The organism is Streptomyces sp. NPDC021080, from assembly GCF_044333225.1.
Classification (GTDB): domain Bacteria; phylum Actinomycetota; class Actinomycetes; order Streptomycetales; family Streptomycetaceae; genus Streptomyces.
The window spans coordinates 35,107-47,720 of sequence record NZ_JBIRQM010000005.1 but is presented as its reverse complement, the minus strand read 5'-3'; the positions used below and the strand labels follow the sequence as shown (position 1 = coordinate 47,720).

Sequence of the window (12,614 nt, the reverse complement as noted above, 5' to 3'; positions counted from 1 at the left end):
AGGCCCGTCACAGGACGTACGGCTTCCGGCACCCGGCGTGCGGTCCGCGCGGCCCCGCGGCGGCACCCGGCGTGCGTCCGCGCGGCCGCGTACCGGCACCCCCGCCCGCGGAACCGTGCACGAGGTCCGCGCCCGGTCACGCGCCCAGCGCGACGAACCGCTCGGCGACGGTCGCCGCGGCCGTCCCGAGCAGGATCGTGTAGTGGTTGGTGCCCCCGACCGGCTCGGCGGCCGGGCTCCCCGGCCCGCCGGTCCAGCGTTCGACGAGGGACTTCGGCAGCATCGGCGGCTCCTGGCCGAGGAGACCGAGCGGCGCGTGCAGCAGCAGGGCCGGGACGGCCGGTCCGGTGAGACCGGCCGCGAACAGGTCGGCGGACGTCAGCAGATCACGCCCGTCGCGGCGCACGGCCTCCTCCCGCACTTTCGATCGCCTGGCGCCTCGGGGTCCTGTGACGTCGTAGCGCACGTACGCCTCGATGTCGGCGTTCCAGTGCGGTCCGAGCGCCGGATGCGCGCGGAAGAAGTCGACGTAGGCCGCGTCGGTCTCGAACGTCCGGCCGAGGCGGGCCAGCGCCGGTCCGAGCGTGGTGCCGAGGAGGGCGTCGAGGTCCGCGCCGGGCGGGACGGGCAGCGGCAGGCCGCCGTCGACGAGCAGCAGCCGGTCGAACAGCGCGGCCCGGCGCACGGCCGCGAGCAGCGCGACGTACGCGCCCATCGAATGGCCGGTCAGGGCGACCGGCCGGCCGTCGCCCAGCTCCTGGGCCAGGTGGCACAGGTCCTGGGCATGCCGGTCCAGGCCGTACGGGCCGGGGGTGTCCGCGCTGCCGCCGCGTCCGCGCAGGTCGGGCGCGAACAGGCTCCACTCGTCGGGGAGTTGACGGGCCATGGCGCGGAAGGACATCCCGGATCCGGTGATTCCGTGTGCCGCGAGGGCGATCCGCGGCCCCCTGCCGAACCTCAGGACGCGAAGGGCTCCGCCCTCGACGGGCAGATCGAGTTCGTCCGGCTCGTTCATGCGCTCTCCTGGTCATCGCTGGTGGGCTCCGGCAGGGGCGGTGGGGTGGTCCCGCGGCCTCCCTCGCCGGGGCGCCCCGGTGTCACGCGTCCGGCGCGCTCCATCCCTGCCGTCGCAGCACCTCCGACACGTCCGGTGCCCGGTAGTGCTCGCCCTTGAGCACCTTGCCGTCGGCCCTGCGGGCGACGTGCCCGTCGGGGCCGAGCTTCGTCATGTTGGCCCGGTGGATCTCGGCGATCACCGCGTCGAGGTCGATGCCGTGGACGAGAGCCGTGCCGTACGCCACGTACACGACGTCGGCGAGCTCGTGCGCCAGCCGGTCGAGCGGGCCGCCGACCGCGACCTCGGCGACCTCGGCCGCCTCCTCCGCCAGCAGCTCGCCGCGGTGTGCGGCGAGCTGCGGGGAGACCTCGGTCGGGGTGCCGCGCACGTCGAGACCGAAGGCGAGATGGAACTCACGGACCAGAGAGGCCGGGGAGGACACCGGAGGGACCGGAGAGTCGGACGCGACGGGAGGAACCGTGGAGACGGGTGAAGCCGTGGAGACGGGAGGCGCCGGAGAGGCGGACGGCGGGACCTGCGACGGCGAGGACGACTGCATCCGGCGAGCCTACCCATCCACGGGAACCCGCTCCCCGGCCCTGGCCGGACGGAACCCGGTCCCTGGCCCGCCCCCCGGCCCGCACCGAACCCGCTCCTGGCCAGGACAGGGCCCGCTCCCCGGGGCCGGCCCTGGCCAGGACAGGGCCCGGGCTGGCAGGATCGCGCGCATGTTCCAGGCTCTCCCCCGCATCGGCCGGCGACGCGCGCTGTTCGGCTCGGCGGCCGTCTTCGCGGTCGTCGGGCTGCTGCTGTGGTGGCTGGTGCCGCTGGGCGAGGAGTCCCCGAGCGGGACGATCACCTTCAGCACGGGCACCCCGACCGGGGTCTACCAGATGTACGGCAAGCTCCTGCAGGGTGCCATCGCCAAGGACATGCCGCATCTGGACGTGCGACTGCTGAACAGCGACGGGTCGCAGGAGAACATCAGCCGGGTGGCCACCGGCAAGGCCGACTTCACCATCGCGGCGGCCGACGCCGTGGAGACGTACGTCCTCCAGAACAAGCCGGGCGCGAAGCGGCTGCGCGGCTGCTCGCGGCTCTACGACGACTATGTGCACCTGGTGGTCCCGCGCACCTCGCCCGTGCAGTCCGTGGAGGATCTGAAGGGCTTGAGGGTCGCGGTGGGACCGAGCGGTTCCGGGGTGCGGCTGATCGCGAACCATGTGCTCGAGGCGGCGGGACTCGACCCCGGCAGGGACATCGAGCCGCTCGCCGATGGCATCGCGACCATGCCCGGCCTGCTCGAACACCACAAGATCGACGCCTTCTTCTGGTCGGGCGGTCTGCCGACGAACGCCGTTCAGAAGCTCTCGAAGGCCGACGACATCCGGCTGGTGCCGATCGGCGGCGACCTCGTCGAGAAGCTGCACGAGCAGGGCGAGGCCTCGCGCTACTACCGGTCCGCCGTGATGCCCGCCGACGCCTATCCGGAGGCGCAGCGCGGCTCCGCCGTGCCGACGCTCGCGGTCGCCAACTTCCTGATCACCCGGGAGGACGCGGACGCGGACCTCACCGAGTCGCTCACCCGCACGGTGATCGCGAGCCGCGACCGCATCGGCGCCGTGGTGCACGCGGCCCAGCTGGTGGACCTGCGCACGGCGATCTACACCGACCCCCTGCCGCTGCACGAGGGCGCGCGCCGCTACTACCGGTCGATCAAGCCGTAGCGCCGCCCCCTCGGCGGAGACCGGCGGGGTCTCCCGCCCCACGGGGGCGCCGCGCGGGATCCCTCAGGTCACCGGCTCCGACCTGGGCACCGTCACCGTCACCCGCAGGCCGTGCGGCTCATGGTGGCCGTACGCGATGGAGCCACCGCCCGCGGCCAGCAGGGCCCGGGAGATGGAGAGGCCGAGGCCCGAGCCCTTCACGTTCTGGTGGGCGGTGCTGCGCCAGAAGCGGTCGCCGATGCGGGCCAGGTCCTCGTCGCCGAGACCGGGGCCGCCGTCGGTGACCACGACGGTCGAGGACGCGCCGTTCGAGGCGACCGTGACCTCGACGCACTCTCCCTCGGGCGTGAACTTGACCGCGTTGTCGATCACCGCGTCCAGGGCACTGGACAGCGTGATGGGGTCGGCCCACGCCGTCGTGGGCGGGCAGTTCCCCGTCAGCCGTACGCCCCTGCTGTCAGCGACCGGCTGCCAGGACGCCACGCGCTCGGCGGCCAGCGCGCCGATGTCGGTCAGGCGCACGTCGGCCTCGGCGTGCTCGGCGAGCGCCAGGTCGAGCAGGTCGTCGAGCACCTGGGTGAGGCGCTTGCCCTCGGTGCGGACCGACGCGATCTCCTCGTTGCCCTCCGGGAGTTCGAGGGCAAGCAGCTCGATCCGCAGCAGCAACGCCGAGAGCGGGTTGCGCAGTTGGTGCGAGGCGTCGGCGACGAAGGCGCGCTGCTGCTCGAGCACGCTCTCGACGTTGTCCGCCATCTCGTTGAACGACCGTGCCAGACGCTGGAGTTCGGGTGGTCCGCCGGCGGGCGCGACCCGGGACTTCAGCCGACCGGTCGCGATGTCGTGGGTGGTGGCGTCCAGAACGCGTACGGGCCTGAGCACCCAGCCGGTGAGGCGCAGCGCGGCGCCGAGTGCGAGGAGCATCGCGGCGATCTCACCCGCGCCGATGACCAGCCAGCCGTGCAGGGTCTTGGAACGCATCTGCCCCGTGGGCGAGTCGGTGACGACGACGCCGATGACGTCGCCGTCCCGGATGACCGGGGAGGCCACGACGAGACGGTGGTGCTGCCAGGGCCAGACCTGTTCGGGGTCGTGGCTGCGGCTGCTGACGAGTGCCTCGTTGAAGGCGTCGCGGGCCGCGCCGGCCTTGGGCAGGAGCCAGCTCTCCGGCGCGTTGGCCATCGGCTCGTCGTCGCGGTAGAAGACGCCGGCCCTGATGCCGTACACCTCGTGGTAGCGGGTGAGTTCGGTGCGCAGGGTCTCGCCGCGCTCGTCCGGGAAGCCGGCCCGGGAGCGGCTCGGGGAATCGGTGACGTACTGGGCGAGGGCCGCGAAGCGCGCGGTATCGTCGATGCGGTCGAGGACCACGCGCTGCTGCTGCGCCGCCGCGACGCTCACCGCGAGCGGGACGCCGAGCGCGAGCAGCACGGCCGCCATCAGGACGATGAGCAGCGGCAGGAGGCGGGTGCGCACCCGTGCCCGCTACGCGGCCGGGGCGACGAGCCGGTACCCGACGCCGCGTACGGTCTCGATCAGCGCCGGCATGCGCAGCTTGGAGCGCAGCGATGCCACGTGCACCTCCAGCGTGCGGCCGGTCCCTTCCCAACTGGTGCGCCACACCTCGCTGATGATCTGTTCCCGGCGGAACACCACTCCGGGGCGCTGGGCCAGCAGCGCGAGCAGGTCGAACTCCTTGCGGGTCAGCTGGACCGTCGAACCGCCCACGGTGACCTGGCGGTTGGGGAGTTCGATGCGTACGGGCCCCAGGAGCACCAGGTCGTCGCCGGGCGTCGACACGTCGTCGTGGGCGCTGCGCCTGCTGACGGCATGGATCCGGGCGAGCAGTTCCCCGGTGTCGTACGGCTTCACCACGTAGTCGTCGGCGCCGAGGTTGAGGCCGTGGATGCGGGAGCGGACGTCCGCGCGCGCGGTGACCATGATCACCGGTGTGGCGGTCCGCTTGCGGATCTTGCCGCAGACCTCGTAGCCGTCCTGGTCGGGCAGTCCGAGGTCGAGCAGGACGACGCCGAAGCCGTCGCTCTCGGGGACGAGGGCCCGCAGAGCCTCCTCGCCGCTGCGGGCGTGCGTGACCTCGAAGCCGTGCCGTGCCAGCACCGCGGACAGGGCGGCGGCGACGTGGTTGTCGTCCTCGACGAGGAGCAGTCTCATTCCGGCCCCCTCCGGTTCATCGGTCGTACCGTTTCATCGGTCGTACGGTCTCGGGTCTCGTCTGTCGTACGGTCTCGGGTCTCATCGGTCGAACGGTCCCCGTTTCAACAAAGTGGTGCACGCGCGCGTGCACCAAGTGAAGTCACGCCGATGGACAAGGACGGCGTCAAGGGGCTTCGGGTTGCCCGGAGCTTCCGTTACCCACCCGGTACGCGCTTCTGTACGGACTGCTACGACACGTGTCCGATTGCTACCGGATCGTGATGCTCAAGTTCCCCTCAGATGTAATGACGCTGGTCGCAAGGGGTCACTACTGTCCACCGAAACCGAGGAGGACGGAGCCCCCAAGCGATGACCGCAGCATCGGTGGCCAAGGACGCCATGGCCGGGACCGACGAACTGGTCGTCCTGAAGAGCGTCGACAAGCACTTCGGAGCCTTGCACGTGCTCCAGGACATCGACCTGACGATCACCCGTGGCGAGGTCGTCGTGGTCATCGGGCCCTCCGGGTCCGGGAAGTCCACCCTGTGCCGCACCATCAACCGCCTGGAGACGATCGATTCGGGTGACATCTCGATCGACGGCAAGCCGCTGCCCCAGGAGGGCAAGGCGCTCGCCCGGCTCCGGGCCGATGTGGGCATGGTCTTCCAGTCCTTCAACCTCTTCGCGCACAAGACCGTGCTCGAGAACGTGATGCTGGGGCAGATCAAGGTCCGCAGGACCGGCAAGCAGGCGGCGGAGGAGAAGGCCCGCGCCCTGCTCGACCGCGTCGGCGTGGGCACGCAGGCCGACAAGTACCCGGCGCAGTTGTCGGGCGGGCAGCAGCAACGCGTCGCCATCGCACGGGCGTTGGCGATGGACCCCAAGGTCATGCTCTTCGACGAGCCGACCTCGGCGCTGGACCCCGAGATGATCAACGAGGTCCTCGAGGTCATGCAGCAGCTCGCCCGGGACGGCATGACCATGATCGTCGTCACCCATGAGATGGGCTTCGCCCGTTCGGCCGCCAACCGGGTCGTCTTCATGGCCGACGGCCGCATCGTCGAAGAGGCCGCCCCGGACCAGTTCTTCAGCAATCCGCGCAGCGACCGCGCCAAGGACTTCCTCTCGAAGATCCTGCACCACTGACTCCGGCTCAGCGCCGCCACCGCCCGGTTCCCACGACCGGCCGGAACCACGCACCGACGAATCCGCCGAACCGAAGGATGCACCTCATGAAATTCCGCACGTCCGCCTCCGCGGCAGTGCTCGCCACCCTCGCGCTCACCCTGACGGCCTGTGGCGGCGATTCCGGAAACGCCGGCGACCAGCCCTCGGACGCGAGCACGGGAGCGAACGCGCCCAAGTTGCCGACGTACGCCGTCGCCTCCGGTGTGAAGATCGACTCCGCCACCCTGAAGAAGGCACAGCAGGCCGGCAAGATCGTCATCGGCGCCAAGAACGACCAGCCGTACCTGGGCTTCGAGGACACCACCGGCAAGCGGTCCGGCTTCGACATCGAGATCGCCAAGATGGTCGCCGCGGACCTGGGGTTCAAGCCCGACCAGATCGAGTTCAAGACCGTCGACTCGAACGTCCGCGAGACCACCATCTCCAAGGGCGAGGTCGATCTGTACGTCGGCACTTACACGATCAACGACGAGCGCAAGAAGCAGGTCGGCTTCGCGGGTCCGTACTTCAAGGCTGGCGCGGACCTGCTCGTACGCAAGGACGAGACCGGCATCACCGGTCCCGACTCGCTCAAGGGCAAGACCGTGTGCTCCATCAAGGGATCGACTCCCCTCCAGGAGATCAAGAAGCCCAAGTACGGCGCGAAGACGATCGAACTGTCGAAGTACTCCGAGTGCGTTCAGCAGCTCCTCAACAACGAGGTCGACGCTGTCACCACCGACGACGCCATCCTCAAGGGCTATGCCGCGCAGCGCCCCACCAAGCTCAAGGTGATCGGCAAGCCGTTCACCGAGGAGCCGTACGGCGTGGGCATGAACAAGGACGACAAGGCCCTGCGCGACGCGGTCGACGACGCGCTCGAGAAGCACGAGCAGAACGGCGACTACAAGAAGGCGTACGAGGCGACGCTCGGCCTCTCCGGCTCCGCCTACTCGGCGCCGCCGGCCGTCGACCGCTACTGACGCACCACCGAGGCGTCCCGCTGCAGAAGCGTCGACACGGGGCGGTACGCCGGACGGCGTACCGCCCCGGACGCGGCAGCCTCCCCCTCCCGTACACCGCCACGAGGACCTCCCCGTGAACGTTTTGCTCGACCATCTCGCGGAATTCCGCGAAGGTTTCATAGGAACCGTGCTGCTGACCCTGGCCAGCGGACTCCTCGCGATGGTGCTGGGTGTCGTCATCGCCGGGTTCCGCGTCTCACCCGTGCCTCCCCTGCGGATGCTCGGGACCGCCTGGGTCACCCTCTTCCGGAACACGCCCCTGACGCTTCTCTTCCTCATCGCCTGGTTCGTCGTCCCGGTCATCTTCCTGCCCGGCATGAGCCCCTGGACGAAGGCTCTGCTGGCGCTGAGCTTCTACACCTCGGCCTTCGTCTGCGAGGCCGTGCGGTCGGGCATCAACACGGTGCCGCTGGGCCAGGCGGAGGCCGCTCGCTCGCTCGGTATGACCTTCTCGCAGACTCTGCGCCTGATCGTCCTGCCACAGGCGACGCGAACCGTGATCGCCCCGCTCAGTTCGATCTTCATCGCCCTGACCAAGAACTCGGCGATCGCGGGCGCCTTCAGCGTCACCGAACTGTTCGGCGTGCAGAAAATGCTGAGCGATCAGGGCTACCCGATCGCCTGGATCTTCCTGTGGGTGGCTCTGGGCTACCTCGTCATCACCTTCTCGCTCAGCGGTCTCTTCCGGCTGCTGGAACGCCGCCTGGGGGTCGCGCGATGAGTTCGAGCGTTCTGTACGACGCGCCGGGTCCCAAGGCGCGCCTGCGCAACCGCCTCTACACGGCGTTCGGCTCGCTGGCGCTGGCCGCCCTGCTCGCTTTCGTCGTGTACCGGCTCGACGCAAAGAACCAACTGGACCCCGACGTCTGGAACATCTTCAACAACGCGGGTGTGCGGACCAACATCCGCGACGGCGTGCTGGCCACGTTGAAGGTGTTCGCCGTGGCCGGCGCACTGTCTCTGGTGCTCGGGCTGCTTCTCGCCGTGGCGCGCCTGTCCGAGCACCGCCCGGTCCGCTGGTTCGCGACCGCTTTCATCGAGCTGTTCCGGGCCGTCCCGCTGCTCATCACCATCTACGCCTTGTGGGTCCTGTTCCTCACCTACAAGAACGACCTCGGTGTCGTGGGCGACAACACCGCGTTCTGGGGTCTTGTCATCGGCCTGACCGTCTACAACGGCAGTGTGCAGGCGGAGGTGTTCCGCGCGGGTGTCAACGCGGTACCCAGGGGTCAGGTCGAGGCTGCGTACGCCCTCGGGCTGCGCAAATATCAGGTGATGACGACACTGTTGCTGCCCCAGGCGACTCGTTCCATGCTGCCGACGGTGATCAGCCAGCTTGTGGTCACCCTGAAGGACACCTCGCTCGGCTACGTCATCACGTACACGGAACTTCTGTACGCCACCCGGACGATGGCCAACAACATCATCGTCAACGGAGAGAACCCGTTCACCGCGGTCACCATCGTCGTCGGCGCCATCTACATCGCGATGTGCCTCTCGCTCTCCTCTCTCGCGACCTGGATCGAACGGCGCGGGCGCCGCTCGAAGACCAGGGTCGTCGTAGCGGCGGCGGCTGATCCGACTGATCAGCCCGGAGTGCTCGATGTCGCGGGTGGGCCCTCGGGACCGGCTGACCGGGACGCGGACCACACGGGGAAGTAGCCACGGAACACGGGTGCGGGCGGGACATCGATGTCCCGCCCGCACCCGTTGAATGCCTCGGCGCTGCTCAGTGGACAGGCCTGGCGACAATGCTCGCCGTGATGCCCGTGGGGTCCCGATGGATGGCCAGTATGAGGTTGGCGCCCAGGTCACCCTGAGGCGTGAGCAGAACGGACTTGTGGCACCCCGTAGCCGACGATTCACAGGTCTCGGACGTCCTGCCCCGCCGACCGGCGGCGCGAGGCGCGCCAGAATCTGACGCATCAGCAAGCGGTTCGACTGGTACGGAGACAGTGGCCGCACGTCGCCGCCTCCGTCACCTGATCCACGTTTACCAGACTGGCCCGCGCCGCCCTGTCGAAGTCCCGCTCGACGACATGTCGTGGCAGCAAACCCAGCAGGTGCGGACAAGACTTCCCGAAACATCGCGCCGCGTACGGCAGCAACCATCTACCAAATCCTCGACCAGGTCTCCGCCAGCGGCCTTCCGTCACGGCGGCACTCTGCCCATGCCCCTCTTGACAGCGACGGCCCGCACGGGCCCGATCGTCACCCACTGGAGGCGGCCAGGCAAAACGCACATACAAGCGCCCACTTCGCCTCCTCGGCCGCTGGGGCCCGGTTGCGGTGGTTACGGCCGAGGCACTGCACGGCTTCGCCATCAACCTGCTGCAAACGGCCGGCTCACGAAAGTCGCCGCAGCCGTTCGCGAGATGCCCCATAGGCTGTTCCACCGGCCAGCATCAAGAGACCTCGCAACGGCTCTGCCTCCCCAGGTCAACGCGGGGCACCGAATCTGCCGCCAACCGGATTCTTCGAGATTCAAACAATATGAGCCTCGCCCGTAAAAGTCCCCAAAACGCCCCTTAGTGGAATTATGAATTCCGCTAAAGTCGACAGGCTCAAATCTAGCTCAACATCATTGATTCACCAGGCTAATAATGAAAATATTTCAGACGTAACCCCTCCCACAGAAGCGAAAGAAACATGATGAATTCAGTTTCCAGGGTCGGCATGGTCGCCCTGAGTATCGTCCTCTCGATTCCCGTCTTCAGCGGGAGCGCCCAGGCCTTCGATGGTCCGGCATCCAAGAACTCATGGGGATGCGACGACAGCTCGAAGCGGGTGAACTTCTCCTACCACCCCGGCGACGTCACCACGACCGTCTACTACAACAACCACTGCGACTACACGGTGCAAGCCGCAGCCGACATCAAGGATCACAACGGCTCCCTGACGCACGACTGCTTTTCGATACCCGCCGGGAAGAAGTCCCACATCAAGTTTCAGCAGGGGGCGTCGGGCACCTTCATCAACATTGATAAGTGCTAATCATGCACCCACAGAACAGGCGCTATTGCTAGCGCCTTTCTTTCCGTGAATTACTGTGGAGCTGCTGCCCGATACATAGAGGGCAGCAGCTCCATCTTCGCGCAGGAATCGGATCCGCTGTCGGCGTGCGACGCGCGGAGTCCATGCTGGGGCCAGCCCCGTACCGGCCCCGCACTGCCGGATCAGAGGCGGATACGGGGAGCGTCGTTGCAGTGACCGTCGGCCGACAACACGCGCAGCGGGTGCCGCGCCTCTGGTCGACCTTTCCTTGGCTGATCCAGCCCCGTCCTCCAACAGGACCCACACCCAGCCGAAGACCGCAGCGCCGAACTCAGCGGCTGTAGCGCCGGAACCGGGCCCATTTCACCACACACGCCCCATCACGCATCCAAGGTCGGTAATCGTGCCCTCATCTGGATCACGGATGCGATGCCCGGCGTCGAGAACATGCTGGAGGTCGACGTCACCAAAGTCAGCGGCACCCACGGGACCGCCGCAAGCAGCACGATCTAACGCTCACCCAGATGGCATACCTTGAAGGAGCTCAGTGACATGACCGCCACTGACCTCGTCACTTGACGCAAGCAGCGGCAATGGGTTGCATACGTTCTGTGATCGTGCACCCTGCTCCACCTGCCTGTTCCCGTACGTCCCTCAGGACACAGCTCCGTGCAGGGAGCACCGCGCCGTGGACCCGGTGATCATCGTCGGTGCGGGGCCCGTGGGACTGACGCTGGCCCTTGCGCTGGCCCGCCAAGAGGTCCCCTCCGTGGTCCTCGACGAGGGACCCGGCAAGGACGAACTGCGGCTCGCGCGGACCGTGGTGCTGCGCGAGGACACGGTCGCGCTGGTCGAGCGGCTGACAGGGCTGCCCCTGGACGACGCCGGTTTCCGTTGGGCCGGATGGCGGTCGATGCGGCGCAGGCAGGTGATGCGCGAGATCGGGTTCGGCGCGAAGGGCGCCGCCGGTCCTCTCGGCGCCGAGGCCGCACGGGGCGACGGTCCTCGGGGGGCCGTCGCCCCGCGCGGTACCGGCTCCTCCCGGAGCGCGGAAGGCCTCGGCGAGGGCGAGGAGTTCAGCGCTCCGCTGCACATCGCGCAGCACGCCCTGACCGGCGCCCTGCGCGAGGCCGTCATCCACGAGCGGCTCATCAAGGTCGCCGTGCTCAGCCGCCTCGACTCCGTCGAACAGGACGCCTCCGGCGTCACGGCACACACCCGGGGACCCGACGGCACCTGGTGGCGCGGCAGTTACCTGGTCGGCTGCGACGGACCGCGCTCGACGGTGCGCAAGCTCCAGGACGTCCGCTTCCCCGGGCGCACCGCCGTCGAACGGTACGCCGTGGCGGCCCTGCGGACGGAACTCCCCTGGCCCGGCGAGGCGTTGCTGCACCGGATGACACCCTGGCGCACCTCCGGCCCCTCGACGGACGAGGTGAGCGCCCGTCCGCTCGCCGAAGACGTCTGGCGGCTGGACTGGCTACTGCCCCCGGGCAAGGACCTCGTCACGCCCGACCTGCTGGTGGCGCGCATCCGGGAGACCCTCGCGGGCTGGAGCGGCGGCGCCACCCCCGCGTACGAACTGCTCGACACCGGAGTGCACACCGTCCACCACCGGCTGGCCCGCCGCTGGCGCGTCGGCCGGGTCTTCCTCGCCGGGGACGCGGCCCATCTGCTCGGCGCCCTCGGCACCCAGGGGCTGGACGAGGGACTGCGGGACGCCGACAACCTCGCCTGGAAGCTGGCACTCGGCTGGCACCACGGCCCTCACGAGACGCTCCTCGACAGTTACCAGGCCGAACGGCGCGCGGTGGTCGCCGCCCGGCTGCGCGCCGCCGACCAGGCACTGCCCCTGCTCCGGAGTGGCGGCGGCCTGCGCGCCTACGTCCCCGGGTCCGCCCGCGGCCACGACGCACTGCTCACGGACGGTCACCTCGGGCGCGGCCCGCTGGGCGCGCCGGGGGCGTACACCGGCTCCCCGCTCATGCCGCCGCCGGCCGAGTCGCACACCCCCGTCGACACCGAGCCCGGCGCGCCGGTCGTCGACGTACGGGTGACCGCGGAGGACGGCTCGTTCGTACCGCTGCGGGAGCGGCTCGGGCGAGGGGTCCTGCTCGTCGTGCTGATCGCTCCGGGTACGGGGGTGTGGGCGCGCAAGCACTGGGTGACGGCCGGCGTCATGCCCCGGCTCGCCGCCGCCGTGACCGCCCTGCCGCACCCCGCCGAACTCCTCGTCGCGGAGAGCTACCCCGGTGCGGCGGCGCACACCGTGCTGCTGGTCCGCCCCGACGGGCACCTGGTCACCTCACTCGGCGGGGTCCGGCCGGCCGATCTGTACGAGGCGGCCGAGGCGGCCCTCGGCGGACCGGCGCACGCGGCCGCGGAGAGCGTCGCGGAGGCGACGGCGGGCAGGAGGTGAACCCCCGGTGACCGTCCGGCCCGGGGGTTCCGGGCTCCGCGGGCCGTCGTGGTCCACATGGTGACGGTGAGTTGACC

At 69.5% G+C, this 12,614-nt stretch carries 11 protein-coding genes; 7 read left to right on the top strand and 4 right to left on the bottom strand.

What is annotated here, in order from left to right; all coding sequences use genetic code 11:
- Window positions 1-136: 136 nt before the first annotated feature.
- Together ACH4S8_RS13555 and ACH4S8_RS13550 are read right to left on the bottom strand one after the other, a co-directional pair.
- Window positions 137-1,015 carry an alpha/beta hydrolase gene (locus ACH4S8_RS13555; RefSeq protein ID WP_398393265.1) on the bottom strand — a complete coding sequence of 293 codons (879 nt, stop codon included), beginning with the start codon at window positions 1,013-1,015 and terminating at the stop codon, window positions 137-139.
- An 82-nt stretch (window positions 1,016-1,097) separates the two neighbouring features.
- Entirely contained in the window at window positions 1,098-1,499 is a 402-nt protein-coding gene (locus tag ACH4S8_RS13550) for a MazG nucleotide pyrophosphohydrolase domain-containing protein (protein ID WP_398393263.1), read from the bottom strand.
- A gap of 286 nt (window positions 1,500-1,785) precedes the next feature.
- On the opposite strand from ACH4S8_RS13550, the gene ACH4S8_RS13545 reads away from it, so the two are divergent.
- Window positions 1,786-2,784 (top strand): TAXI family TRAP transporter solute-binding subunit, encoded by a 999-nt coding sequence (locus ACH4S8_RS13545; protein WP_398393261.1) that lies wholly within the window; start codon window positions 1,786-1,788, stop codon window positions 2,782-2,784.
- A gap of 63 nt (window positions 2,785-2,847) precedes the next feature.
- Here ACH4S8_RS13545 and ACH4S8_RS13540 read toward each other — a convergent pair whose 3' ends face one another.
- A complete protein-coding gene (locus ACH4S8_RS13540) occupies window positions 2,848-4,254 on the bottom strand; it encodes a sensor histidine kinase (protein ID WP_398393259.1) in 1,407 nt (468 codons plus the stop codon).
- Between the two features lie 9 nt (window positions 4,255-4,263).
- A complete protein-coding gene (locus ACH4S8_RS13535) occupies window positions 4,264-4,950 on the bottom strand; it encodes a response regulator transcription factor (protein ID WP_398393257.1) in 687 nt (228 codons plus the stop codon).
- 351 nt (window positions 4,951-5,301) lie between these two features.
- On the opposite strand from ACH4S8_RS13535, the gene ACH4S8_RS13530 reads away from it, so the two are divergent.
- The 6 genes from ACH4S8_RS13530 (at window position 5,302) to ACH4S8_RS13505 (ending at window position 12,537) form a co-directional block, all read left to right on the top strand.
- Window positions 5,302-6,078 (top strand): amino acid ABC transporter ATP-binding protein, encoded by a 777-nt coding sequence (locus tag ACH4S8_RS13530; RefSeq protein WP_398393255.1) that lies wholly within the window; start codon window positions 5,302-5,304, stop codon window positions 6,076-6,078.
- An 86-nt stretch (window positions 6,079-6,164) separates the two neighbouring features.
- Entirely contained in the window at window positions 6,165-7,082 is a 918-nt protein-coding gene (locus ACH4S8_RS13525; RefSeq protein WP_398393253.1) for a glutamate ABC transporter substrate-binding protein, read from the top strand.
- Window positions 7,083-7,197: 115 nt separating this feature from the next.
- Window positions 7,198-7,845, top strand: a complete 648-nt coding sequence (locus ACH4S8_RS13520; RefSeq protein ID WP_398393251.1) for an amino acid ABC transporter permease — start codon at window positions 7,198-7,200, stop codon at window positions 7,843-7,845.
- Window positions 7,842-8,786, top strand: coding sequence for an amino acid ABC transporter permease (locus tag ACH4S8_RS13515; RefSeq protein ID WP_398393249.1), 945 nt, complete (start codon window positions 7,842-7,844; stop codon window positions 8,784-8,786). Before ACH4S8_RS13520 ends, ACH4S8_RS13515 begins: the two co-directional genes overlap by 4 nt.
- Window positions 8,787-9,773: 987 nt before the next feature.
- Window positions 9,774-10,118, top strand: a complete 345-nt coding sequence (locus tag ACH4S8_RS13510; protein WP_398393247.1) for a hypothetical protein — start codon at window positions 9,774-9,776, stop codon at window positions 10,116-10,118.
- A 688-nt stretch (window positions 10,119-10,806) separates the two neighbouring features.
- On the top strand, window positions 10,807-12,537 hold the full coding sequence (locus ACH4S8_RS13505; protein WP_398393245.1) for an FAD-dependent monooxygenase: 1,731 nt from the start codon (window positions 10,807-10,809) through the stop codon (window positions 12,535-12,537).
- Window positions 12,538-12,614: the final 77 nt, after the last annotated feature.

What these genes read in the sequence shown, in the direction of transcription:
- ACH4S8_RS13555 (WP_398393265.1), bottom strand. Translation starts at nt 1,015, where the DNA reads ATGAACGAGCCGGACGAACTCGATCTGCCCGTCGAGGGCGGAGCCCTT.
- ACH4S8_RS13545 (WP_398393261.1), top strand. Translation starts at nt 1,786, where the DNA reads ATGTTCCAGGCTCTCCCCCGCATCGGCCGGCGACGCGCGCTGTTCGGC.
- ACH4S8_RS13535 (WP_398393257.1), bottom strand. Translation starts at nt 4,950, where the DNA reads ATGAGACTGCTCCTCGTCGAGGACGACAACCACGTCGCCGCCGCCCTG.
- ACH4S8_RS13530 (WP_398393255.1), top strand. Translation starts at nt 5,302, where the DNA reads ATGACCGCAGCATCGGTGGCCAAGGACGCCATGGCCGGGACCGACGAA.
- ACH4S8_RS13525 (WP_398393253.1), top strand. Translation starts at nt 6,165, where the DNA reads ATGAAATTCCGCACGTCCGCCTCCGCGGCAGTGCTCGCCACCCTCGCG.
- ACH4S8_RS13515 (WP_398393249.1), top strand. Translation starts at nt 7,842, where the DNA reads ATGAGTTCGAGCGTTCTGTACGACGCGCCGGGTCCCAAGGCGCGCCTG.
- ACH4S8_RS13510 (WP_398393247.1), top strand. Translation starts at nt 9,774, where the DNA reads ATGATGAATTCAGTTTCCAGGGTCGGCATGGTCGCCCTGAGTATCGTC.